At 53.1% G+C, this 25563-nt stretch carries 17 protein-coding genes; all 17 read left to right on the top strand.

The annotated features are described in order from the left end of the window. Positions 1-68 precede the first annotated feature (68 nt). The 17 genes from DWZ56_RS19415 (at position 69) to DWZ56_RS19495 (ending at position 25532) form a co-directional block, all read left to right on the top strand. A complete protein-coding gene (locus DWZ56_RS19415; protein WP_118558311.1) occupies positions 69-9089 on the top strand; it encodes a fibronectin type III domain-containing protein in 9021 nt (3006 codons plus the stop codon). Next, positions 9082-9678 (top strand): hypothetical protein, encoded by a 597-nt coding sequence (locus DWZ56_RS19420; protein ID WP_118558259.1) that lies wholly within the window; start codon positions 9082-9084, stop codon positions 9676-9678. Before DWZ56_RS19415 ends, DWZ56_RS19420 begins: the two co-directional genes overlap by 8 nt. Continuing rightward, positions 9675-9986 carry a hypothetical protein gene (locus DWZ56_RS19425; RefSeq protein ID WP_147369457.1) on the top strand — a complete coding sequence of 104 codons (312 nt, stop codon included), beginning with the start codon at positions 9675-9677 and terminating at the stop codon, positions 9984-9986. Before DWZ56_RS19420 ends, DWZ56_RS19425 begins: the two co-directional genes overlap by 4 nt. A 102-nt stretch (positions 9987-10088) precedes the next feature. After that, positions 10089-10769 (top strand): pilus assembly FimT family protein, encoded by a 681-nt coding sequence (locus tag DWZ56_RS19430; RefSeq protein WP_158584665.1) that lies wholly within the window; start codon positions 10089-10091, stop codon positions 10767-10769. Between the two features lie 239 nt (positions 10770-11008). After that, positions 11009-11461 carry a prepilin-type N-terminal cleavage/methylation domain-containing protein gene (locus DWZ56_RS19435; protein WP_118558262.1) on the top strand — a complete coding sequence of 151 codons (453 nt, stop codon included), beginning with the start codon at positions 11009-11011 and terminating at the stop codon, positions 11459-11461. A 6-nt stretch (positions 11462-11467) separates the two neighbouring features. Continuing rightward, a complete protein-coding gene (locus tag DWZ56_RS19440) occupies positions 11468-11917 on the top strand; it encodes a prepilin-type N-terminal cleavage/methylation domain-containing protein (RefSeq protein WP_118558263.1) in 450 nt (149 codons plus the stop codon). Between the two features lie 85 nt (positions 11918-12002). After that, the gene (locus tag DWZ56_RS19445; RefSeq protein WP_118558264.1) at positions 12003-12794 is read left to right on the top strand and encodes a prepilin peptidase; all 792 of its coding nucleotides are present in this window, start codon (positions 12003-12005) and stop codon (positions 12792-12794) included. Beyond that, positions 12770-14014 (top strand): type II secretion system F family protein, encoded by a 1245-nt coding sequence (locus DWZ56_RS19450; protein ID WP_243095380.1) that lies wholly within the window; start codon positions 12770-12772, stop codon positions 14012-14014. Before DWZ56_RS19445 ends, DWZ56_RS19450 begins: the two co-directional genes overlap by 25 nt. Positions 14015-14036: 22 nt before the next feature. Continuing rightward, complete coding sequence (locus DWZ56_RS19455; RefSeq protein ID WP_118558265.1) at positions 14037-15557, top strand: hypothetical protein; 1521 nt, start codon at positions 14037-14039, stop codon at positions 15555-15557. Between the two features lie 8 nt (positions 15558-15565). After that, on the top strand, positions 15566-16219 hold the full coding sequence (locus DWZ56_RS19460; RefSeq protein WP_118558266.1) for a hypothetical protein: 654 nt from the start codon (positions 15566-15568) through the stop codon (positions 16217-16219). 25 nt (positions 16220-16244) lie between these two features. Next, complete coding sequence (locus tag DWZ56_RS19465) at positions 16245-17915, top strand: GspE/PulE family protein (RefSeq protein ID WP_118558267.1); 1671 nt, start codon at positions 16245-16247, stop codon at positions 17913-17915. A 51-nt stretch (positions 17916-17966) separates the two neighbouring features. After that, positions 17967-19016 (top strand): type IV pilus twitching motility protein PilT, encoded by a 1050-nt coding sequence (locus DWZ56_RS19470; RefSeq protein WP_118558268.1) that lies wholly within the window; start codon positions 17967-17969, stop codon positions 19014-19016. A gap of 646 nt (positions 19017-19662) precedes the next feature. Then, positions 19663-20787 (top strand): glycoside hydrolase family 172 protein, encoded by a 1125-nt coding sequence (locus DWZ56_RS19475; RefSeq protein WP_118558269.1) that lies wholly within the window; start codon positions 19663-19665, stop codon positions 20785-20787. Positions 20788-20794: 7 nt separating this feature from the next. Further along, complete coding sequence (locus tag DWZ56_RS19480) at positions 20795-21676, top strand: helix-turn-helix transcriptional regulator (protein ID WP_158584666.1); 882 nt, start codon at positions 20795-20797, stop codon at positions 21674-21676. Positions 21677-21984: 308 nt separating this feature from the next. Next, complete coding sequence (locus DWZ56_RS19485) at positions 21985-22932, top strand: ABC transporter permease (protein ID WP_118558271.1); 948 nt, start codon at positions 21985-21987, stop codon at positions 22930-22932. Positions 22933-22949: 17 nt separating this feature from the next. After that, on the top strand, positions 22950-23861 hold the full coding sequence (locus DWZ56_RS19490) for a carbohydrate ABC transporter permease (protein WP_199679627.1): 912 nt from the start codon (positions 22950-22952) through the stop codon (positions 23859-23861). 54 nt (positions 23862-23915) lie between these two features. Beyond that, a complete protein-coding gene (locus DWZ56_RS19495) occupies positions 23916-25532 on the top strand; it encodes an extracellular solute-binding protein (protein ID WP_118558272.1) in 1617 nt (538 codons plus the stop codon). The last annotated feature ends 31 nt before the right edge of the window (positions 25533-25563 follow it).

Here is a 25563-nt window from a genome sequence, read left to right on the forward strand (position 1 = left end):
TTACGGCCGTCACAGATTGTGATAAGATTATAACATTATAACAAATCATAGAGAAGCCAGGGCTGAAAATGAGAAAACGGATCGGAAGATCAGATAAAGGCTTTACTCTGGTGGAGTGCATTGTAGTGCTCGCTATCCTGGCCATATTGGTCACGGTTTCGGTGCTTGGACTGTCCGCGTATACCAGACATTCCAGATTTGTGAAAAATAACAGCTACGCGGAGACCGTATTTTATGCGGCACAGTCATCACTCAACCATTATGCCTCCTCCGGGCAGATGCAGGAACTTAAGGAATACATGCTCACAGGGGAAGGAAAAGAGAATAAGGTGGACAGCAGTATGGTGGAAGGCCTGCCGGAGGCGTATGACGGCAGGCTCTATTACCTGACCCTTATTCCGGGCGCTTCTGATACAGAAATGCTTTATCGCATACTGGACGATTATATTTATGATAAATCCATATTGGACGCCGCTATCACTGTGGAGTTTGACCCGGCTGAAGGGCTGGTCTATTCCGTCTGCTACAGCGATATGGCGTCCGCCTTTTATTACGGGTCCGCAGAGGGCGGCGGGGAAACAGGCGCGGTCAGTATCAGCAGCAGGGAGCTTTCCGTGCGCAGGGAGCGCATGGTCGGCTATTACTGCGTGGATGAGCTGTCCAGCCAGTCCCCTGCCTCCCTGGGCAAGCCTTCCTTAAAGGAAGTGGAGCTGGTCAATGGCGAAGAGCTGTACCTGCGCTGGTCTTTAAAGGAGAGCTTTGCCGCGCTGGCCCAGCACCTGAACTATGCGATCAAATTATATGATAAGGATACAAAGAACCTGCTGCTCTCCATGCAGGTAAATACCGATGAGAACAATGAGATCCTGGCTGCGGGCGCTTCCCGCGGCAACCGGATACTCTGCGATCTTACCGTATATCAATACGATGACGGGGGCACGCCGCAGACCGTTACTCTGAAGGAGTATCCGTTTTATGCTTACGGAGAAAACGGCAGCCTGTATCTGGTATTGGATGCCCTGGACCTGCAGGCGGCTGCGGATCTGAAAGGTGTGACAGATGCTGCGGGCATGCCGGCCGCAGGTAAGGATACATACAGCATCACCAGGCTGGGGATCGGACCCGGCAGCATTTATGCAAGGGTGCAGGCATCCGGCACCAATTATAAGACCAGTTCGTGGAAACAGAGCAATATCGCCCACAGCTATTTTGCCGGGGAAACATGGCAGGGCACCGGGGTGAGCTATTCATTGAAAAATGCCCGGCACCTGTTCAACATCCGTTTTTCGGAGGCGGCCAGGGAGAGCACGGATATCCGTTCCGTCACCTATACCCAGGCTTCCGACATTACTTGGCAGGGAGAACAGGGAATGCCCGCATTTGGCAAGGTCTATGATAAGACGGAAAAGGTTGAGCTGAAAGCCGGGGCGGATGCGGCGGCATTTCCCGCCATAGACCGTCTCGGAGAATACTCCGCATATACGGGTAAAAACGGCGGCACCTCCTATGCCATAACCGGGCTGGTGCTGCGTGAGGAAAATAGTAATGAACCGCTCGGCCTTTTTGCGGTGAATGAAGGCAGCATTGATCATGCGGATCTGCGCGGTGTCTCTGTGAACGGCGTGGATTTTGTCGGCGCGCTGTGCGGGTGGAATAAGGGCAATGTAACAGACGGCACGGTGAGCGGCACAGTATTCGGACAGCACTATGTGGGCGGTGTGATCGGCGTGGAGAAAGCCACCGATCAGGCGGCCGGTCTGCATGGGGCCGGAACCTATTTATATACGGACAGCGGCCTGGTAAATAAGGCGGATGTCACCGGATTCAGTCATGTGGGCGGCATTATAGGGAGCCAGGAGAAATCTGAAGCGGTGGACTGCAGAAACTATGGCGTCATACAGGGCCTTGCGGATGAAGGCGGGGAGGAGAGCCGTTACATCGGAGGCATAGCCGGTTACAGCAGCCAAAGCCGCATAGCGGACAGCATCAGCACACCTCTGGCGGAGCCCGTATATGACAGCCAGGGCAGGCTCACCGATCTGTACGGAAGCTATGTGGGCGGCATTGTGGGGTTTCTGGATGAGGGAATTGTGGAAAACTGCGGCACGGGGGACCGTGACAGCGAAAACCGGCTGACAGCCGCCTGGGTGACGGGACGTAAATATGTGGGAGGCATCGCAGGGTATGTGCAGTCAGGGGCGGTGGAAGCAGGCGGATACAGCAATAAGGCCAATGTGGCAGGCGAATCCTATGTGGGCGGCATTGTAGGGATCAATGCCGATCTGGAAGCGGATGGGACGGCGGAGGATACATACAGCGCTGCCCGGGTCGTTTCAGGCTGGACCAATGAGGGGCTGACCATTGCAACTGTGGAATATGCCGGCGGTATCACGGGCTATAATGCCGGACGGCTGGAAAACTGCACCACTGTGATCAATATTGCATCGAAGGACGGAATGTCACTGTTGGAGCTGGTAAAAAAGGCCGGAAGTGAAGGCGATTACATAGGGGGCATTGCGGGATTAAACTGCGGCGTGATATACAGTGAAACACCGGCGGATGTGGTGGCCGTGGCTGCCGGCAGAAATTATGTGGGTGGCATTGCCGGATGCAATAGGTACAAAGGCAAGGCACCTAATGAAAGAAGTATTGAAAATTATGAGCTCACCGGGGGGTATCTGTCCGGAAACTGCTTCGTGGGAGGCTATGTGGGCCTGAATACAGCGGCAGACCTTTTTGCAAAAAACAAGAAGGAGCAGCCGGTGTTTGTCTCCAACCCGAATCTGGTGGAAGGAAATTATTTTGCAGGCGGGGCTTTTGGAGGCAATATCCTGCAGACAAACGGCGGCAGCATTAAGGCTGACTGCTCGGTCAGCAACTTCCTTGGAACTGTCCGGGCGGACGGAGCGTTTGCAGGAGGTTATTTCGGATATGTTCAGCTGTTTGGCAATGGGGGCGGCAGTGAGAATACCCCGGATAAACTCGCAGAGAAGCTGGCGGCAGCAGTAGAAGGCCGCTTAGTGCCGGAAGCGGCGGCGGAAGTGGTTCGGATTGCTAAAGAACAGAGCAAGGCCAGCAATACGGAATTTCTGATCTCACATGAGGGCGCCGATAAAGGCGAGGTGAGGCTTAACGGGCTTGAGGCGGGGCTGTATGCGGGCGGTGTGCTGGGTTACGGCGCGCCAGGAACCGACCTCACCATATCTAACATTGCGAATGCATCGCCGGTAACGGCAGAGCTGGCGGTAAAGAATGCCGATTTGTCCGCGTCGGCGGAGTTCTCCTATGCGGGAGGGATCACCGGAATCGTGAATGAGAACATCACGGTCACCGGATGCGCGAATACTCAGAAAGGGGTGATCCGCAGTTTAAGCACCTATATGGGTGGGCTTGCCGAGGTCAATGAGGGGATCATTGAGGCCTCGGAGGGCGGCACGATGGACGGTGTATCCGGACTGGGCGGCATCGCCGGCCTCAATACGCGAAACGGAGTGATAAAGGAATGCAGCTTTACGGGACAGATTTACGGCCAGTCCTATCTGGGCGGAATTGTCTCAAGAAATGAGGGGGAGATCAATCAATGCCGCATTGAGCCCGCAGCAGGAATCAGCATGGCTGTCAGAGGAAGCGGCAGCTATCTGGGCGGCATCGCCGCGGTGAACGCGGGAGAGAAAGCGCAGATCTATGGCTGTGTCATAAACGGCGCGGTGGGCGGCACAGGAACCGATGTGGGCGGAGCTGCCGGCTGGAACACAGACGGCGCCTCTGTGATCGGCCTGTCCGGGGAATACAGCGTCAGCGGAACGGACTGGGTAGGCGGAGTCATCGGATATAATGAAGCAGCGTTGGAATCCGTGGAGACCGGCGCGCGTGTGACCGTGACGGCTTTGGAGGGCAGTGCGGGCGGCATCGCAGGCTGCAACGGAAGCGGCGCCAGTATTCTTAGGAGCAGAAACCTGGGAGAAGTGCGCTCTTCCAACGGGAATGCAGCCGGGATTGCCGCACTCAATGAAGGTGAGATAAAAGACTGTGAGAACGGCGGCGATATCATGGCCAGCGGCGGCGGGGCCGGGGGAATTGCGTCTGTGAACCGCGGAAGTGTCCTTACATGCCGGATGCCTGAAGGCGGTGTGAAGGGGCAGGAATATACTGGCGGCATCGCAGCAGAAAATCATGGCATAATCAGAGAATGCGCAGTTTACGGTATGACGGTGATTGAGGATATACCGCGCGAAGGGACAGAGAGTTATGTGGGCGGTATCACCGGTGGTAATTTCGGCAGCATTGACAGCGCCTCCGTGGGAAAGGACGGTAAAGGCATTTCTCTGACGGCGGCAGCGTCCCGTGTCAATCTGGGCGGCGTAGCCGGATGGAACGGAAACAGTGCGGCAATCCGTTCATGCGGGGACGTGAATGCCAATCTGAATATTGAGTCCAGCGTCAGCGGCAATCTGGGCGGTATCGCCGGAGTCAACCAGGGCACGTTGAAGGACTGTGCTTTTGTTGGATGGGTGTCCGGAAACCAGGGAGCGGAGTACGGAATCGGCGGTGTGGCGGGCATCAACGGCGGCGGAGACGGGCAGGCTCTGATCGAACAGTGCTCATTTCAGGGCAGTGTGCAGGGCGGAGGCACCGCGGATAACAGTGAGTCCATGTCCAATACCGGCGGAATCACCGGCATAAACCGGGAAAACGGGCGCATCACGCGATGCGCACTGGCGGGTTCATCATGGATTGAGGCCGCCTACAGCTATCTTGGCGGAGTGGCGGGCATGAACAGGGGAGAGATCAGCGGAAATGATATGCAGGACACTTCCGGCATAGAAATCTCTGCAAAAAACAGCAGCTGTGTGGGCGGTCTGGTGGGATATAATGACACGGCAGGACGCATCAGCGATTCCTCCACAGGAGACTGGACCGTTAAAAACGATAAAAATGCCGCCCATGAGTTCGGCACCGGCGGAATCATCGGCAATAACGCGGGCAGGTATGATCTGGAAGGCCTGACCAACAATGCGGATGTGACCGGCAGCTGGTATTATGTGGGAGGAATTATCGGGGTGCAGATGAATACCTCTTCGGGGGGATTCAGGATAACCGGCTGCACAAACAACGGCGATATCACTACGCAGAAATACAGCGCGGGCGGTATCATAGGATTTTGGAGAGATTATGGCGGCACTGTGTCGGAATGCTATAATAACGGAAACATACTGACTAAGGAAAGCGGAGCCTATCACGGAAGAGTGGCAGGCATTGCGGCGGACATTTGGACCAGCACGCAGGATATGCAGGTGAATATCGAACACTGCGGCAACAACGGACAGATTATTACCAATGATTATTACGGCAAGTGCGCCGGCGGTATCTTCGGATATGTCAACGCTGCAAAAGATTCGCAGCTGAACATCAGCGACTGCTATAACGCGGGTGTGTTATCTAACAGCGGAACCTGTGCGGGAATTGCCGGGCAGGTGGGCGGCAGCGGAAATATGGCGGTTACTATCTTTCGCTGCGTCAACTATGGCACGGGCGTGAATTTAAACGATGTATTCAACGGCATTTACGGAAACGGCTCCAACAAACCGGCGGCGGTGATCCATAATTTTAACGTCGCAAAAACTAACAGGGCCATAACGGAAAAGGGGCTGGCAACGGATACCCTGAATTATTATTTCCAGTACTTTAATGACTGGGATATGCGGGGGATCGGAAAAGCAGTCCGGCTGGCAAAGAACGGAACATGGGACAGCAGAAACTTCAATAACAGGACATTAAATGGCTGCGATCTGGTTTTCCCTGTGACACCCGGACCGATTTATACAGGTACAGCCGGGACGCTCACCCAGGCGAAAAAGCTGAAGGACAATTATGCCGGGCCGCTGGATAGTTATTACCGGCAGTATTACGGAACTGTGAAACTGGGAACTCCCGGCGGGCTTGCACTGAATAAAACCGGGGAGATGTATACATTGTCCTGGAAATCGGGGGCAAATGCGGACCGTGTCTATTATTATGAGGTTACCATACAGAAAAAAGGGGACACACAGCCCTGCAAGGTTTTGACGGTCCCCCCCACAAGGCAGAGTGTAAACTTTACCCTCATTGACTTTGCGCCCGGTACGGAATTTGACGTAACCCTGCAGGCGGTCAGCGGGACGCAAAAAAACAGTTCACAGATCGCGTCATTGGACACACAGCAGACAGCAGAACAGCTGCCAAACCCCAGGGTCAGCTATGTAATCGGATACAGGAACCAGAATGAGGTGTACGGCACGCTCATGCTGGATAACGCGGATGAACTGGATGCCTGTGCAGGAGCCGACTGGCAGGTGACGGCTGAACTCTCCAACGGAACTTCCTATACGTTTAACAGGAACGATTTGGAGAGGAAAATCGGTTTCGGCAAAGAGATCAATCTAACCTGCGTGTCCCAGGCTGTGGATAAAAACGGCGTTTATCAGGATTCCGCAAAGATCATGGAGATGGCATATCTGCGCGGGCCGTCCAACACCATGCGCGCGGAGGTGATTGCGGGCAGCGCTTCGCTGACAGGGTCTTCTGCGGAGGATCTGACCTATCAGTTCCGTTTGCGAAATGCTGAAAATAATTCCTACAGCATGCTTTACAGAGTGGAGCTGCTCTATGGCGGCACTCTGATTGCGGAGACGAGCGCGCCTCTGCAGAAAGAACTGGCCATTTCAGCCGTAGCACTTAATTTCTCTTCTCTCACAAATGAGCAGCTTGCGCAGCTGGCGGGCCAAAAGCTGACCGTGCGGTACTATCCCTGGGAGGCTGGGAATGCCAGGTATTATCAGAATGTAGAGAGCGGAGGCAACGGAGTCCGGCTTGACGGCAGCCAGTTTGAGAGCATAGTGCTGGCATATCCGGATGCATTTGCCAAAAACGGAACCTCTGTCTGTGAAGAGATGACGTTCGTGCTCCCTCCCGCGGCGGATACTCCGGTGATCGGAGATATGTCCCTCACTGACGAAACATACACATTTGTATGGGATCAGAAGGCCGCCGGATCGGGAATTTACGATGTCGTACTGACAGGGTATACGGAGGATGGCGGCAGCGGGCAGATCATCGCGTCGGAAAGAAACGTGACCGGCAGGTCTCTCACCGTCGACGGCAGCGGATGGAAGTACACAAGGGTGAAACTGACCGTAACCAGACACGGCGAAGACGGAAAGCTGCTTTCATCCTCTTCGGAAAAAGAATTTTCGATTTCTTCCAGACTGCAGAGCGTGACGGGAGTCAGCGCTGCGCTGAAGACAAAGAATGACCTTATTTATACCGTCCGGTGGAATCCCTCTCCGGATGAGGCGGTGGCCGGCAGCTTTGCAGGATACCGCGTGACGGCCTCCTGCAGGGATCAGCAGACGGATGTAACAACCGAAACGGGCATCTGGTCCGCACAGATCGATCTGGAGGATTTTCCGCCGGGAGAGCAGGTCACGGTGCTTGTGACAGCGCTGTCTGCGGATCAGACCAAATACCGTGATTCACAGCCCAGCGTGCCGTATACCTTTGCGTTGGAGACGAGAATGACTCCTCCTGACCGGACGGAAGGATTTTTAGTTTCCCTTGACCGCGTATATGATGAGACCTATGGAAGCGCGCTTACGGAGGCAGAGTTCAGGGATCAGGGAATGAAGCTGACGCTGGTATCTTCGTCCGCAGAGACCGGCAATTATCTGGGCGAGGCATTTATCGCAGACACGCCTGACGGCGTCCCGGAATCTGCGCTGCTGATGCTGGAGAGTTTCCATACCCAGGGCGGCCTGCAGAGCGCGGAATATAATCTGATCGGACTGCCGGCGGATGCTGCGGGGCAGTATCTAAAGGTGAGATTCCGGGCATATTCCGATGTGCAGGTGAGTTCGGTATGGACGGATTGGTATACCTTCCGGCTGCCCAGGGTAAAAGCTGCGGCGCCTGATTTAAGGCAGGGAGATAACAAAGCGGTTATACGGACTGAGTATATAGAAAACGGAGGCCCGGTAGAAGAAACAAAGATTCAGGCGGAGCACAAGACGCTGGCCTGGGAAAGCGTTTCCTATGGGGACGGTTATCTGATCCGGACGGAAACGGATTCCGGCATTACGGATGCACAAGGACAGCCGGTTTATCAGGAATACAGGCTGTTTGTCCGGGAGACCGGCCTGGCGCAGGAACCCTTTGAGGTATATATGCCGTTGGGAGATCTGGATGAAGAATACCGGACAGGGCTGCAGAGTATCACCGACGGCCTGGCGGAACCCGTCTATGTAAAGCTTCTCTGTACAGAGAGCGATACGGACGCAGGAATATTCCGCTTTTATATCCCTCACAGCGACATACTGGAGGGCGGGGATGATACCGGCTTTCGCTATAAGCTGCGTGTGAATCCTGTTCTGCAGTGCAGTGTGGGAGATGCGGGCGCGGCGTATGTGCTGGAACTGCCGGACTGCACCGCGAATGAAACGGAGTATGTGCTGACACAGCGCCTGTCCGTGCTGGCTTTCTCCTGGCTGGACAGCGGCAATTATGAAGCGTCCGTGGAGAAACGGTGGCAGAGGAATGCAGACACCGGGGAATATGATATATCGGAGTATGACAATGCGGATACCGGGGCGAATCCGGGTATGCCTGAAGGCAGCAGCCTGGCCGCTCTGAATGAGGAGATCAGCCGTCTGGCGCAGGAAGCCCAGGAGAAACATGTAAAAGAGCTTTTCGGGACAGCGGCATACACGGCTGCGGTAATGCCGGACAGCGGCCCATCGCTTTCAGAATCGGCAGGCCTGCCTGCAGAAACAGAGCTGTCCGGTACCGCGCAGCCGGATAAAACGGAAGAAACAGAGGAAACAGCGGATGCTGTAAAGACGGAATCCGGAGGAGAAACGGGTACAGGAACAGATGAGGATTTAACGGAAGCGGGTACGCCGGCAGAAACCAAGGCCGCGCAGCCGCAGACGGAAAAATCCAGATATCAGGAGCCCCAGACATCCAATGCGGCGGAAACGAAGGCCGCACAGTCCAGCGCGGCGGAGATTGGAAAGATCGTCCCGCAGCAGGGCGGGGAGGGGGCGGAAGATGAATAGCAGAATAAAGAAACGCGGCTCTGCCTGTTTAAAGGGCAGCGAGGGCTATACCATGATCGTGGTGCTCTGTCTGATGAGCCTCTTTCTGGTGCTGGCGCTTTCACTGATCCTGGCCGCTTCACAGTCTGTGAATAAAGCGGGGCAGCGGTATTACCAGGAGCAGAGCCGCATCCTGGCCATATCGTTCAGCAAACAGGTAGAACGGGAACTGGGAAATGCAGACAGCACGGCCTGCATTTATGTAAAAGATCAGTTGGAGAAGGGCTGGCCTTATTACGACTCGGAAGATGTCACAGGGTCCCATAACAAGGTAAGAGCTGTTAAAACACTGCCCGTGACCGTGGAGTCTTCGGGCGGAAATGCCGTAAAAGAGGCCGGGACACTGACGGCGGTGATGTACTGGCAGACCAAGGATGAGCTTGAGGATTCTGACGAGGAACGGGAGCTTGTCATCGTCATCACGGCCGAAACAGCCGGCGAGAAATACAGCATAACTACCAGATATGATCCGACGCTGGAAGACGATGAGGCAGGCGGCGGTTTCAAAGTCTGGAACGGCAGCTGGAACCGGGCAGGGAGGGAGCAATGATGTTAAAGGACAGCAGCGGCACAACGCTGGTCAGCGTAATTGTATCCTTTGCGGTGCTGATGATCGTGATACTGATTTTCACACAGGCCGTAAATCTTTCATTAAATTTGTCCCGAAAGACAGATGAAATATTGGAGGACACGTTACAGGCGGTCAATCTTTATTATACGGAAGACGTGCCGGAAAAGAAGCTGCCGGTCACCGTCCGGATTGGCAGTGATGCGGCGGGCGGATGGACGATGGAGGGTAATCTTTGCCAGAATGGGGAGAGTCCCATGGGAAAGATCATTTATTATTTCAGCCCCTGACCGTCTGCGGCGGGCGGCATCGCAGTATAAAAGCATATTTATAGAACAGCGCCCCGCCGCATGAGCAAGGTATGGGTGCGGCAGAGCAGGGGAGGTGGCAGCATGGCCGGCAGCCGGCAAAAGAGAATAGAAGAAATGCTGGGAAAATGCCGCGGCGCGTCATGGCCGCGGGGAGGACTTAGAACACACCGGCACATCCTGGCCGGCAGACAGGGAGTTACCCTGGTGGAGCTGATCGTATCCTTTGCGCTGGCAGCCATATTCATGACAGCCGCGCTTGCGCTGGTGCCTTCGTTTACCAATGTATATCTGCGGATCATCAATATGAACCGCATACACGACATCAGCAGCGTGGTGCTGGAAAAGGTTGTGGATGAGCTTAGCTATGCATCGGGCTATGAGGGCGGGGATCTGATTTTATCCGATCCCATTCCCGGTCAGGAAGGCGTCTATAGCAGCGTGGAATACAGTGACGATACTGGCAACCGTGTCAGGATGAACGCCGATGAAGAAAGAGGTCTGCTGCTCACTTATCAGGAAATACGCAGCGATGATGAAGATTCCGAAATCCTTTACCCTAAGACCGAATGGTATCTGGGCGCCGGGATGTATAAAGGGAACCGGATCAGCCTCGCCTTTGAACGGGTGGAAAACACCAGCCTGATAAAAATATATCTGGAGGTATTTTCCGCGGAGGGCGTGTATTCGCAGAAGGTGGAAACCTATGCGGAGTGCATCGACCTGGACGCGGATGACATAAAATGCGGAGCGGATAGCCCGTAACATGGGGCTTACATCCGCCGGCATGCGGGCTGTGCGTCAGCAAGAGATGTGGCGGCGGCCTTGCTGAAAGAGAGGTCAAACGGCAGATGGGAGAATAGGCAGGCGCAGCTTTCGTATCTGCTTTGACATAATAAATATGGCCGGATATCCGTGCATTTACTAAGCATGGCGAAACGGCAGTACACATCAGAACTAACGCGGCAATGACCGCATTAGATAAAAGAAAAGGAGAATCTATTATGAAGTTAATGGAAAGAATCAAAAAGGCAAAAGAAAACAAGAAAGGTTTTACACTTGTTGAGCTGATCGTCGTGCTGGTTATTTTGGCGATTCTGGCGGCAATCCTGATCCCTACACTGACAGGGTATATCGATAAGGCGAATGAGAAAAAGGTGATCGCTGAGGCGAGAATGACGTTGATGGCGGCACAGAGTACACTGTCGGAGTATTATGGCAAAACGATTGATGAGGCCACAGCAATTGCTCAGATCGATAAGCTCGCGGAAATCGGTACTGTATCAGGCAGTGGAGTGATAAAATATGGTATCAAGTTCGATGCATCCAATAAGATTACAGATTTTGCTTATAAAAATGGCAGTTACGGTGTGACTTATACTAACGGTGTTTGGAATGAGGTAGTGAAGGCTGATTCGGTAACAATTGAAACTCCGACATACGATATTGTCCGCTAATAGCCGATGTGTGCCCGTACAGTACGAAGACATTTAAAGCATAATGCAGGCTACACCCTCATCGAACTCCTCCTCACCTGCCTCGTCCTTCTGATCCTGACCGCAGTGATTGCGCCCACTGCGTGGTATTACATAAACAAAGCCGATGCCCGGGCGGTTCTGACGGAAGCCAAGACCGCCAGGCTGGCGGCTTATGTGACCTCATTGGACTGCTATGCCAATGGCAGCCCTTTTCAGGATCAGTCCATGCCCAATGGATTTGCGAAGGGTGTGGAGGAAAAGGTGGCCGAACTGGCGGAATGTCCGGGAGAAATCTATCTCCTGCAGTACGGTCCGGCGGCCGGCGAGATCCGGAGCATGGCTTACAGGGAGAAATCCTTTGTGGCGGTATATACTCTGGATGAGGACGGGGAGCATTGGAATGTATACAAGACAAATCATATGATTGTACACTGACTGGCAGCGGGCTCCGGATGCATCGCTTCGGCGGCATCGGTACAAAAGGAGCCCGCGCAGTTTAGTGCGGACATCGGGAGAATGCATGATTCAAATACTCGTAATTTTACTCTGGATTCTGCTTTTCATATTCGGAATGTGTTTTTTTTCATTTTTAAACGTGGTGATCTACCGCGTTCCGAAAAAAATATCCTTTGCGGGCGGCCGCAGCTTTTGTCCGTCCTGTAAAAATCCGCTGAAGGGCCGGGATATGGTACCGGTATTCAGCTATCTGTTCCTGCGCGGCAGATGCAGGTACTGCGGGGCTAAGATTTCACCGCGCTACCCTCTGGTGGAATTGCTGGGAGGCATATCCGCCGTTTTCTGCATGTACTGTTTTGGAAATGTCACCGACGGGGTGTTTCATTTTTCCGTACAGCCGGTTCTGATTTTTTTGTTTCTGGCAGTTCTAACGGCGGTGGCTTTTATCGATCTGGATACGATGGAGATCCCTAACGGCCTGGTGCTGGCCGCGGCAGTATGCGGGCTTGCATCCATCCCTTTCTTTCCGGAGATCTCATTGACTTCGAGAATAATCGGAATATTTTCCGTTAGCGTACCGCTGCTTGTGATGACCCTGCTTATTCCGGGGGCATTTGGCGGCGGCGATATAAAACTGATGGCGGCCTGCGGTCTTATATTGGGCTGGCAGTTAAGCTATCTGGCCGCTTTCCTCGCGATTGTGACCGGAGGCATATACGGCATCTATCTGCTTGCGGCCAGGAAAAAGGACAGAAAAGACCACTTTGCCTTCGGCCCCTTTCTATGTGTGGGGATGGCTGTTTCCGTTTTCTGGGGGCAGGCGATTCTAAAATGGTATTTCAGCTTCATTATCTGAAAGAGGTGAATGGCTTGGCATTATATAAGTATACGGCAAAGGCAGAAAACGGGAAATCCGTCAGAGGGATGGCGGAAGCCGCCGATGAAAATGAACTCTATGAGAAGCTTCGGGCAGGGGGCCAGTTTTTGATTACCAGTTCGCTGAAACAGGACGCCCGGTCTGTGAGAAAGATGAAGCCGGCGCAGCTGTCCGATTTCTGCAGGCAGCTCGGAACACTGCTGGGGGCAGGAGTTTCCCTCGTGCGTGCGCTGAATATCATCGCTCAGGATCAGAACCTGAAGCCTGGTCCGAAAAAAGTGTATGAGGATGTGCTGCGGCTGATCCGCCAGGGCATCCCGCTGTCCGATGCGATGGAACAGCAGCAGGGCGCGTTTCCGGAGCTTTTGATCAACATGATCCGTTCCGCCGAGGCCAGCGGAAGCCTGGATCAGACTTCCAAGCGCATGGCGGAGCATTTTGACAAGGATCACCGTCTCAACAGCAAGGTGAAAAATGCGATGGTGTATCCGGCAATTCTGATCTGTATGATCATTGTGGTGCTGATCTTTGTAGTGGTTTATATTATCCCGCAGTTTGCCGATATATTTGCTTCGCTGGAAGAACTGCCGCTTCCTACCGTGGTTGTGCTTGGGATCAGCGATGCGCTGACGAATCACTGGCCTGTGATCCTGGCGGCGGTGGCCGCTGCGGCCGTCTTTTTTTCCGTGGTGTTCCGCATACCGGATGTGGCCCTCCAAAAGGACAGGATGAAGCTGAAGATTCCTGTGATCGGCAAGCTTTTAAAAGTGGTTTATACAGCCAGGTTTGCCCGGACTTTAAGCTCTCTCTACAGCAGCGGTATCCCGATCGTCACCGCTTTGCAGATCGGAAAGCATACGGTGGGCAACAAATACATAGAATCACAGTTTGATGAAGTGATTTACTCCGTGCGCACCGGAGAATCCCTCTCCAAGTCGCTGGCGGCGGTGGACGGATTTGTGAATAAGCTGGCATCCTCCATCATGGTGGGGGAGGAGACCGGCAGCCTGGATGAAATGCTCAATGTCATCGCGGATGCGCTGGAGTACGATTCGGAGATGGCGATCGCCAGGATGACCGCGATGCTGGAGCCGGTCCTGATCATCGTGATGGGCGTGATTATCGGCTTTGTAATTATTGCGGTTATGATGCCGGTATTCGACGGATATTCCACTATAGAGAACGGCGCGAACTACTAAACTATGATTCGGGAGGCAATCGATGATCACATCAGTCTATCTATCCAACAATAATATACAGATCCTGACCGGAACGGGCGGCAGCAGCAAAGCTGCTGTAAAGAAGCTCTATAGCAGGGAGCTGGGGGAGGGATGCCTGATCAACGGCGTCATTACCGGTGAACCGGAGCTTTTGGATGCGGTCGGCCGGATCTGGGACGAACATCATCTGCCCAGAAAACAGGTATCGCTGGTGATCGACAGCACCCAGTTCATGACCAGGGTATTTTCCATCCCCATACTTGGCGATAAAAAGGCCCGCGAAGTGGTGCAGAAGGAATTCGCGGATCTGCGTGACCGCCAGGATCTGATCTACGATTATATGGAGCTGGAAAAAGACAGCGGAAACAAGATGATGAAGGTGCTGGGAACAGCGGCCGAGAGGAGCTTTGTGGACGGCTATGTAAAGCTGTTTGAACAGCTGGGGATACAGATCGTATCCGTAGTTCCGGCCCTCTACAGCCAGATCCGTCTGCTGCAGGCTCATCCTGCTATAAAGGGCAGGACCTGTATCGTGCAGCTTTTAGACGGCGATAACCTGGTCAGCACCCTTATGGTGAATGGCAGCTATGTGCATTCAAACAGGTCCCGTATATTCAGCGAGCACGGCAGTCCGGAATTTGCGATGGAAACGGCCAGAAATATCAGCGCCATGGTACAGTTCAATCTGTCTGAAAAGAGCGGCTTCGCGATTACGGATGTCTATATGGGCGGATTTACCGAACAGGATCTAAGCATCTGTATGGAGAGCGCACGCGTGCTGAACCTGCAGGGCGCCGGTTCTACTCCGGTAAAGCTCAATGTCGGGATATTGCCGCAGGCGGATAACATCAGCCTTCCCTCAGCCTCCAACGCATGGATCGAGAACAGGGCCGAGGCACAGCCGGTCCTCTGTGATTTTGTGTATCCGGCCGGAAACCTGCTGTCTGACCGGAAGGCGATGAACCTCTACAGCCGTTACCGGGAAAACCCGAAGGCCAGGGCATCCAGGAAAAAGGCCGCCATAGCCGCGGTGCCGTATCTCATACTCATAGCGGTGCTGGGCGGTGTGACCGCATTTTTATATCTGCAGAACTATTCTCTCGGAAAGAAACTGGATGAGATCAACGCGTACCTGAACGACGCACAGAATCTGGCCGGCTATGAGAAAGCGCAGGAGCTTAGGCAGACCAACAGCCTGCTGGCCGCTTATATTGCGGCAGACAGGGATGCCTGGGAATCCATTCAGTCTTATCCCAGGGCTAACAGCCAGGTGGTGAATGCGATCCGGGACTGCGGCACAGATCAGGTGGGCATTACCATCACCAGTTATCAGGCGGAGACCGGCAGCTTCCAGTTTATGGCTAACGCCGCGGATGCGGCCCGCATCAATGAGTTCATCGATAAGCTGCGGGTGCTGGACATATTCGCCAATGTGGAATATTCGGGATACGGTTATCAGAATGAAGAGGAAGGATACCGCATCCACGTGAGCTGTTATCTGGATGAGTCGGCGGGAAAGTGAGGGAAACCATGACTATAACAACAAAACTGACAGACCGGGATAAGGCTCTGCTGAAGATACTGGCCGTATTTCTGATTGTGATGGGATTTATTATGCTGGGAATCCTTCCGTTGCTGGATAAAAAAAGCGAGCTGGAGGAGTCGATCGCATTTGCCGAAGCGGACAGGGACGCGATGGAGATGGAACTTACCATGCTGCTATCCTATGAAAAGACCGCAGTCCTTTACGAAGAGGAACGGGCCGGTCTGGTGGCGGATTTCTATCCGATGACCGAAAACCAGGAGATCGATAAGATGATTACGGGGATGGTATTTGACTATGGTCTGACGGCAAGGGACTTTACCGTATCCGTCACGCCGTCCCTGCGCGGTATAACGCCGTATTTCGCATCGGACAAGGCGCTCTTAAACGCGGCTGCAGGAGAAGAAGGAGCAAAGACCTATGCCGGAGATGTCTATACGGCGGATATTTCGGTAAAGGCCATCGGCAGCGCGGAGGATATCCGCCGCCTGCTTGACAGCGTGATCGACGGCTACCCGGCGCTGCGGGTGACCGCCTACAGCATAGCGGAGGGGGAGAAGATCTATCTTGGAGAAGATCAGGAAGCATATACAGCCTCCACGCTGACGCTGAATATGGAGATGTATATGTGTTATAAATAAACAGAAAATAGAAACGAGGCTAACCGTGAAAAATATTCCGATAGGTGAAGTATTAAAAGAATATGGTTATATAACAGAGGCGCAGCTTCAGAAGGCGCTGGAATACCAGCGTGAAAACAGAGGAAAACGTCTTGGCAGCATCCTGATCGAGCTGGGTTTTATCACGGAAAAACAGATGCTGGAGGCGCTGGCCCAGAGGCTGGGCCAAAAACAGGTGGACTTAACCCAGTATCAGGTAAATGTGGAGGCTGTGGAGAAGATACCAAGGCAGCTGGCTGTGAAATACAATATCCTGGCCATCGGAATAGAGGGCAGGGTGCTGACTGTCGCCACCAATGATCCGCTGAATTTTTACGGCCTGGAGGATATCCGACAGCTGACCGGCATGGAACTGCAGGTGCTTTTATCGGAGCTGGCTCCGCTGACCCGCGCTATGGACTATTATTATTCAGAGGTGGGCGCCAGGGCAGCAGCTAAAAACGCCAACCAGAGCAGCCAGTCAGAGGTGGAAGAGCTGGCGCTGGAGGTGGAGGAAGGCGACGGCGACGCGCCGATCATCAAGCTGTTAAACAGCCTGTTGGACCGCGGTTACAACACCAATGCCAGCGATATCCATATCGAACCTTTTGAGGACAAGACGCTGGTTCGCATGCGTATCGACGGCACCATCGTGGATTATGTGACGCTGCAGCGCTCGCTGCATCCGTCTCTGATCGCCCGCATTAAGATCATGTCCAATTTAGATATCGCGGAGAAGCGCATCCCTCAGGACGGCCATTTCCGGATCCGCCTGGAGGGAGAGAACGTAAACGTCCGTGTTTCTGTCATTCCCACCGTATTCGGTGAGAAGGCGGTGCTCCGGCTTCTCTCCAGCAACTCGGTGATCGCCCATGCCGATCAGTACGGCATGGATATAAAGACCTACCGAAGGTTCCAGGAAATGCTGCGCTCGCCCAACGGCATCATCTATCTGACCGGGCCGACCGGTTCCGGCAAGACCACGACGCTTTACATGATTCTGGAGCACTTAGCCAAGCGCCAGGTCAACATCTCCACCATCGAGGACCCGGTGGAGAAAAACCTGGCCAGAGTGAATCAGATGCAGGTAAACAACACTGCCGGGCTGACCTTTGACAGCGGACTGCGCGCCCTGCTGCGCCAGGATCCTGATATCATCATGGTGGGTGAAACCCGTGATGCGGAGACAGCCGCCATTTCCGTGCGCGCTGCGATCACCGGCCATCTGGTATTTTCCACCCTTCATACCAACAATGCGGTGTCCTCCATCGTCCGTCTGGTGGATATGGGGCTGGAGCCCTATCTGATCGCCAATTCCCTGGTGGGTGTGGTGGCCCAGCGCCTTGTGCGCCGCTTATGTCCCCACTGCTGTGCGGAGGAGGAAACAAGTGAAGAAGAGAGGCGCATGCTGGGGCTGGATATCAAAACCGTGCACCGTGCCAAAGGCTGTCCGCGCTGCAACAATACCGGCTACAGCGGCCGTCTTGCCATTCACGAGATCGTGACCGTCGATAAAGAAATCCGGAAAATGATCACAAGCCGCGCCACCATGGAGGAAATCACTGAGTACGCCGTGCGGACTCAGGAAATGAAGAGCCTGAAGGAGCTGGCGGAGGATCTGCTGATCCAGGGAGTGACAACGGTGGAAGAGCTGGTCAAGGTGGCGTTCTATTCCTGATCATTCGGAACAATAACGCTCAATAACTGTATCCTGACAGAAAGGCAAATTATGAATACGATAGATCAGATTATATTGACAGCCAGGGATCGGAACTGTTCCGATATCCATATCACTGCGGGAATGTCCGTGATATTCCGCATCGACGGAAGGCTGGCCGACAGCGGCATTCTCCTCGGAGAAGGGGAGGGCGAGCGGCTGATTTTGTCCATGGCGGATGAGTCCATGCAGCAGAGGCTGTCTGCCGGTTCGGATCTGGATTTTGCGCTCCAGGCATCCGACGGAGGAAGGCAGCGTGTGAATGTCTTCCGTCAGCAGGGAAAGCTGGCGGCCACCATCCGTTTGTTAAGCGATCATATCCCATCCCTTGAAGAGCTGAATCTGCCCCCGGTGCTCAAGAACCTGGCGGACCAGCCCAGAGGCCTGATCCTGGTGACCGGGCCCACAGGAAGCGGAAAGTCCACAACGCTCGCAGCCATGATCGATTACATCAATGGCAGCAGGGCTGAGCACATCATCACCATCGAAGACCCGGTGGAGTATGTATACAGGCCGAAGCTTTCCCTGATCCACCAGCGCGAGGTCGGTCAGGATGTGCATAACTTTGCGGAAGCGCTGCGTTCCTCCCTGCGGGAGGACCCTGACGTGATCCTGGTGGGGGAGATGCGCGATTATGAAACGATTTCCGCCGCTTTAACTGCGGCTGAGACCGGCCATCTGGTGCTGTCCACACTGCACACCACCGGCGCGGCCCAGACCATCGACCGCATCATAGACGCCTGCCCTCCGGCCGCCCAAAACCAGGTGAGGACCCAGTTAGCCGGCATCTTAAAAGGCGTGATCACCCAGTGCCTGATACCGCTGGCCCATGAGAGCGGCCGCTGCGCCGCCACCGAGGTGCTCTTAGGCACAGACGCCGCCCTGAATCTGATACGGGAAAATAAATGCCACCAGCTCAACACCACCATGCAGTCCGGCGCAGCCTCCGGCATGCACACCCTAAACGGAAATCTCTCCGAGCTGGTCCGCAAAGGCAGAATTACCAGAGAAAACGCCTTCCGCTACTCCAACGACCGCAGGGACCTGGAGCAGTATCTCTAAAGCGGCGTAACTTGTTGTTATTCATGGTTACCGATTTTCCCGCGCAAGGCAGGGCAGGGTATGATCCTCATCGGGACGCGCTCTCGCTCCGTGAAGCGCGCAGACTGTCACCAACCGCTAGGTTGATGACCTGCGCGCACATCAGTGCGCTTCCTTGCAGCGGGCTTCAAGGGATCCCGATGAGGACCATACCCTGCCCTGCCTTGCGCTGCGTTATCGCTAGCCATGAATGACAATTTAGCTGCTCCCACCGCTTTATTGATGCTGTTTTATTTTACCTAATAACGCATCTGAAAAATCTTACCATGCCTGGAGCTGCCCGGTTATTATAAATTACAAATTACAGCCCCCCATGAAAGCCGCACATGTTAATTGAGCCGTTAAAGCAGCAAGAGGCAGGCGGGGGGAGGGGCTTATTGGGATCCCTTGAAGCCCGCCGGTACTTACGTCACGTATTTTGTGACGTTAGCACCGCTGCGCGCTTCAAGGGATCCCAATAAGCCCCTCCCCCCGCCTGCCTCTTGCGGAAACAGCCATACTGATGCGCCGCTTCCATCCTTTTCTCTTGACGCGGGGTGGGGTTGTGTGATACCCTGTCGGTAAATGAGAAGTCTATAACTACCGGAAAAGGGAGGCTTGCGGTCACATGCATGAAGGTAACGGGTTATCCACATTATTTGTATTAAACGATTATAAGAACAGGAGATGCTCCAGCTATGACGTGAATGGGGGCAATCATGACTGGTGGGATTTTGAGCCGGGGGAGACGAAGACACTGGCGGACATTCGGGGATGTGGAGTGATCCGCCATATCTGGTGCACGCATCTGGCACAGGATGAGGGAGCCCAGGAAGAGGAGAAGTATTCTCTGTCCAAGCTGGTGATCCGGATGTACTGGGATGGGGAAGAGGCTCCCAGCGTCCAGGCGCCCCTGGGGGATTTTTTCGGGCTGGGATGTTCGCTGAGGAAGAATTTTTTTAATGCTGCCTTCTCCTTCAGCCCCCAGGACGGAAGGGGGATGAACTGCTATCTGCCCATGCCGTTTCGCAAAGGGGCCAGGATTACGCTGGAGAACGGCTGTGATTCCCATGTAAACTTTTATTTCTATATCGACTATGAAGAGCACGATCCGTCGGGCATGGGAGAGGATACCGGCTATTTTCATGCCCAGTACCACAGGGTGCGCCGCACAGAGCCGACCATGGAGAGAAATCCCGGGATACTGGACCGTGAGAAGGCCGGAAGGCCCGAACATCCGAAGTGGTATCCGAAAGCCTGGCTTAAGAATAATCTGACCGGAGAGGACAATTATGTGATTCTGGAAGCGGAGGGCAGGGGCAAATATGTGGGCTGCAACCTGAATATCGATGTTTTTGAGCGCCAGTCCAACGACTGGTACGGGGAAGGCGACGATATGATCTTCATCGACGGGGATGAACTGCCCACCTTAAACGGCACCGGAACCGAGGACTATTTTAACACAGCCTTTGGTCCATCACAGGAGTTCTGTGCGCCATACTATGGCATCACACATTTTGACGGGGATAAGTATGATTTCCCATACGGCGGGAAAAACTGTATGTATCGCCTGCATATCCAGGACCCGATTTATTTTCAGAAATCCATCCGCGTGACCATCGAACACGGCCACAGCAACATGCTGGCCAATGACTACTCCAGCACCGCATACTGGTATCAGAGCGAACCGCACCGGCCGTTCGGTGAGATTGCGGATGCGGCAGAGCGGATGCCAAGAGATAATCCGGAGTGATGAAAAGATGCGTTTTATCATAAACAATGAAAACGGAAGAATCCGCTATGTATCCGGCGGGCTGTTTGTATCGAACGGAGTATGGACTCATCCCAGGTTTGTGCTGGATGACTATGAACTCATGGTGTGTATCAAGGGAAAATTTCACTTGAGTGTACACGGAGAAAAGACTGAGATAAAAGCCGGTGACGCGCTGTTTCTGCTGCCGGGAGAGGAGCACTTCGGCCTGGACGAACAGGAAGAGGTTTCCTTTTACTGGTTTCATTTTCTGTTTCAGGACAAGGCGGTGGTCAGCGCCAGCGAAAACAGTGTGCGTTCCGTCCTGATTGATATCATGGAAGGCGGAATTTTTGACGGTATCTTTTTAGAAGAGCAGTTTCGCTGTGAGGGGTTGGAGCGCCTGGTGATTCTGTTTAAACAGCTCATGGACTATGACAGGACAGCCGTGCGCAGCAGAAAAAACTGCGATCTTTTAATGGAACTGATCCTGCATGAGCTGACGGACGGAGCCATACGGCGCAGGATGCGCAGGTACGGGCAGATTGACCCCAATTATGTGATGGAAAAGGTTCGGGATTATATACGGGCAAACCTGTATAAAAATATCCAGGTATACGATCTGGCGGAGCGGTTCGGCTACAGCCCGGAGTATTTTGTCCGCCTGTTCCATCAGGAGATGGGCATTACGCCAAAACAGTATATCCTCAATACCCAGATGGAGAGGGCGAAGTTTTTGATGACTACCACCAATTTTAAGATCAAGGAGATCGCGCCCCAGATCGGCTTTGAGGATGAAAAGCGTTTCATGAAGATGTTTAAAAAGCAGGAGGGCATGTCCGCTGTGCAGTATAAAAAGATGTTTTCCAAACTGCACTACAATTCCAAATGATTTTTGGGTATCTACGTTGACTGCATGGAAATTCTGCCTGATAACGGACGGAATATTGCGGGATTATTTGTTTTAAATGTATATGTAAACAGGCGGCCAGGTATGCACCGCCTGTTATTTTTTTGAAAGCGGCATAAATGAGCAAAAAAGATGTCAGGAAACGCCACCTTTTATCAGGAAACGCCATTTTTTTATTTGTGGAATTGTTATATACTTATGACAGGTCGAGAGAGAACGATATATAAATTGCACAAAGCCCTGACAGGGTCGGGCTGCAAATCCGGCAAGAAAGGCGAGGTTATAGGAAAATGGCGGGGAAAAAATCGGCGGTAAGCGTAAACGGAAAATTAAGCTTCCGGTATTCCATTCACAGATATAAGGGCCTTTACCTGATGCTGGTCCTTCCGCTTATATGGTATGTGGTGTTCTGTTATATGCCGATGTTCGGAGTGGTGATCGGTTTTCAGAACTACCATCCGGGAGACAATTTCTTCATTGGAGCGGATTGGGTGGGACTGAAGCATATAAAGAATTTTATAGCCAGCCCCTACTTTTTCAGATTGGTCCGCAACACGTTTGTTCTGGCGTTCTGGGGCATTGTGGTAGGTTTCCCGGCGCCGATCATACTGGCGCTGATGCTCAATGAGGTGCGGAATAAATATTTCAAGAAGACGGTGCAGACCATTACATATCTGCCGCATTTCATATCGATCATCATCATCTGCGGTATTGTAATTGATTTCGCGTCCACAGACGGAGCGATCAACGGCCTGCGTGCGATGTTCGGGGCAGATCCGATCAACTTCCTGAATGAAACAAAGTATTACAGATTTATCTATGTGCTGTCCGATGTATGGGCAGGCATCGGCTGGGGTTCCATCATATACCTGTCCGCGCTGACGGCCGTGTCGCCGGCCCTGTATGAGGCGGCGGAACTGGACGGAGCCAGCAGGCTGCAGAAGATGTGGCACATCGCGCTGCCTACGATCCGGCCCACGATAACAATTATGTTCATCCTTGCCATGGGCGGCATTATGTCGGGCAACCTGGATAAGACGATGAACTTGGCAAGACCGATTACTTACGAAGTTTCCGATAATATCGTTTATTACGTATACCGCAAGGGCGTCGAGGAGGCGCAGTTCTCCTTCTCCACAGCGGTCGGCCTGTTCAGCTCGGTGATCAACTTCATCTTCCTGCTGGGGGCAAACTTCATCAGCAGAAAGCTAAGCGACGGCGAAAACAGCCTGTTCTAGGAAAGGGGTAAAAGACGATGGTTGGCAGAAATAGAAAGAAAAGATCTGCAGAAGATATGGTGCTGGACAGCTCCATAGGCGTAATATTGATTCTGCTCTGCGTTGCGACATTATATCCTTTCTGGTACGTGGTGGTGGTGTCGCTGTCCAGTCCGGCAGGGATTGCAAAATCCGGAGGTTTCATGCTGTGGCCCCAGGGCTTCAACCTGGATGCATATAAGGCGGTCATCGCCAGCAGTGATATCTGGATCGGCTTCCGCAACTCCATCATATATGTGGTGGCGGGAACAACACTGTCCGTAGTGCTTACGGTGCTTCTGGCATATCCGCTGTCCAAGTCACAGCTGTGGGGCAGGAAACCATTGATGCTTCTGATCAGTGTAACGATGTTTTTCAGCGGCGGCCTGATGCCGAGTTACATATTGATTTCCAAGATTTTGGATATAGACGGAACCATGCTGGTCATGATCCTGCCCGGCGCGATCTCCACCTACAACATGCTGATGATGCGCACCTATTTCCAGGGCCTTCCGAAGGAACTGGAGGAATCGGCCCAGATTGATGGGGCCAGCTCCATGAAGGTGCTCATAAAGATTATTTTGCCTCTTTCCCTGCCATCGGTGGCGGTTATCGCCCTGTTTTATGCGGTGGGACTCTGGAACGCATGGTTCAGCGCGAACCTGTATCTGTCCCAGCAGAGAGATCTGTGGCCGCTGGCGCTGTATATGAGAGAGGTTCTGGTTCAGGGCAATGTCAATTCCGTGCAGTCACAGATGTCCGGAGCAGCCGGCGGAGCCGGTGCGGTCCAGATTGCGAAGTCGCTGAAGATGGCGACGACGGTTGTTTCCACAGTGCCGATCCTGGTAGTATATCCGTTTGTACAGAGATACTTCACCCAGGGCGTCGTGATGGGAGCAATCAAAGAATAAGGGAATCCGTGGGGGATATCCACACAAATTATAAAATTTCCAGGAGGAAAAGCTATGAAGAAAAAATTATTGTCACTGTTACTGATCATGGCCATGGCAGTTGTTATGCTGGCCGGATGCTCCAAAGGCGGAGACAAGGAAACACAGGCAGCAGGTACCACCGCTGGCGGTGAGACCACAAAAGGCGCTGATGAGCAGACCACAGCCGGCGCCGGTACTGAGGCACAGACTGTTACCATGTGGACATGGAAGGGCACAGAAGAGCTGATGAAGATGGACACCAAGGACGTAATGGCGGTTCAGGAAATCTCCAAACGCACCGGCGTGCCTACGGAATGGATCAATCCGGCCGATTCCACAACAGAGTTTCAGATGCTGATGACTTCTGGCGAGAACATGCCTGATGCGATGTATTATAAGTATACGCCTCAGGATGTTATGAACTATGCCGCCAATGGCAACATCATCGATCTGTCCAAGTACATTGAAGAAAAGATCCCGAACCTTAAAAAGCTGCTGGATGAGAATCCCCGCTTAAAGGCTCAGGTAACCAGCGAAGACGGAGCAATCTACTATCTGCCCTGGATCACCCTGGACAAATATTACTATGAAGGCCTGATGATCCGTAAGGATTGGCTGGAAGCAACCGGTCTGGATGTTCCGACTAACAATGAAGAGCTGTATCAGGTACTGAAAGCGGAAAAAGAACTGTTTGATAAAGGCGAGCTTCCCAACGCAGGCGAGAAATTCTATGGCCTGGGCGGATACCCCACGCAGCTGATCAAACTGGCATACGGATTTGACGCAACCAATGATTTCATGCTGAAAGACGGCAAGGTTGTATACGGCCCCACCACAGAGGAATTCCGTGAGGCGATGAAATGGTTTAACAAACTGGCCACCGAAGGACTGCTTGATCCCGATGTGCTTTCCATGGACCGTGATGTTTATATGCAGCATCACGTAAATAACATGACTTCCGGTTTTGTGGATGGCTACGGCGCATTCCAGGAAGTTGAGCAGCAGGCTGAAAACATCGAATATGTTCCCGTTGGATATATGGCAAACGCAGCAGGAAAGATTATGGAATACAACTCCACCGCAAAACGTATCGCACAGCCTTACGGATGGGCGATTACAAAGGCCGGTGAAGAAAAGATCGACGAAATCTGCAAGCTGTTTGACTACTCTTACTCTGAAGAAGGACAGATCTTAATGAGCTGGGGAATCGAAGGGGATACCTTTGAAGTAGTGGACGGCAAGAAAGTTTACACAGATAAGATCATGAAGGATCCTGAGTATGTACCCGGCACAGCGGTTGCAAAATATGTAAAGCCTGATTTCGGCTTAACTGATGTACAGACCAACTTCGCTCTGATCGATGAAAGAGGACAGACCACATTCTCTATGTGGGCAAATACGGATCCGAGCAATGCTATGGAGCCCTTCTTATGGACATCGGCAGACGAGAATGACACAATTTCACAGATCAAGACTGACCTTGTAACAGGTGCAGATGAGTACAGAGAGAAATTTATGACAGGTGCAGCTGATCCGGCCGATGACGCGGTATGGGCTGAATTCCAGAAAACATTGACAGCATTACGCGTGGATGAGATCTGCAGCGTATACGACGCAGCATATCAGCGTTTTGCACAGCGCGCTAAGTAAGACAGGAATATCATGCGGAAGAACAGGTACG

The sequence above is a fragment of the Lachnotalea sp. AF33-28 genome (assembly GCF_003477885.1).
Classification (GTDB): Bacteria; Bacillota; Clostridia; order Lachnospirales; family Lachnospiraceae; genus AF33-28.

What these genes read in the sequence shown, in the direction of transcription:
- DWZ56_RS19480 (WP_158584666.1), top strand. Translation starts at nt 20,795, where the DNA reads ATGCGTTTTATCATAAACAATGAAAACGGAAGAATCCGCTATGTATCC.
- DWZ56_RS19490 (WP_199679627.1), top strand. Translation starts at nt 22,950, where the DNA reads ATGGTTGGCAGAAATAGAAAGAAAAGATCTGCAGAAGATATGGTGCTG.
- DWZ56_RS19470 (WP_118558268.1), top strand. Translation starts at nt 17,967, where the DNA reads ATGAATACGATAGATCAGATTATATTGACAGCCAGGGATCGGAACTGT.
- DWZ56_RS19450 (WP_243095380.1), top strand. Translation starts at nt 12,770, where the DNA reads ATGGTATTTCAGCTTCATTATCTGAAAGAGGTGAATGGCTTGGCATTA.
- DWZ56_RS19460 (WP_118558266.1), top strand. Translation starts at nt 15,566, where the DNA reads ATGACTATAACAACAAAACTGACAGACCGGGATAAGGCTCTGCTGAAG.
- DWZ56_RS19430 (WP_158584665.1), top strand. Translation starts at nt 10,089, where the DNA reads ATGGCCGGCAGCCGGCAAAAGAGAATAGAAGAAATGCTGGGAAAATGC.
- DWZ56_RS19425 (WP_147369457.1), top strand. Translation starts at nt 9,675, where the DNA reads ATGATGTTAAAGGACAGCAGCGGCACAACGCTGGTCAGCGTAATTGTA.
- DWZ56_RS19485 (WP_118558271.1), top strand. Translation starts at nt 21,985, where the DNA reads ATGGCGGGGAAAAAATCGGCGGTAAGCGTAAACGGAAAATTAAGCTTC.
- DWZ56_RS19475 (WP_118558269.1), top strand. Translation starts at nt 19,663, where the DNA reads ATGCATGAAGGTAACGGGTTATCCACATTATTTGTATTAAACGATTAT.
- DWZ56_RS19445 (WP_118558264.1), top strand. Translation starts at nt 12,003, where the DNA reads ATGATTCAAATACTCGTAATTTTACTCTGGATTCTGCTTTTCATATTC.
- DWZ56_RS19420 (WP_118558259.1), top strand. Translation starts at nt 9,082, where the DNA reads ATGAATAGCAGAATAAAGAAACGCGGCTCTGCCTGTTTAAAGGGCAGC.
- DWZ56_RS19440 (WP_118558263.1), top strand. Translation starts at nt 11,468, where the DNA reads ATGTGTGCCCGTACAGTACGAAGACATTTAAAGCATAATGCAGGCTAC.
- DWZ56_RS19415 (WP_118558311.1), top strand. Translation starts at nt 69, where the DNA reads ATGAGAAAACGGATCGGAAGATCAGATAAAGGCTTTACTCTGGTGGAG.
- DWZ56_RS19435 (WP_118558262.1), top strand. Translation starts at nt 11,009, where the DNA reads ATGAAGTTAATGGAAAGAATCAAAAAGGCAAAAGAAAACAAGAAAGGT.
- DWZ56_RS19455 (WP_118558265.1), top strand. Translation starts at nt 14,037, where the DNA reads ATGATCACATCAGTCTATCTATCCAACAATAATATACAGATCCTGACC.
- DWZ56_RS19495 (WP_118558272.1), top strand. Translation starts at nt 23,916, where the DNA reads ATGAAGAAAAAATTATTGTCACTGTTACTGATCATGGCCATGGCAGTT.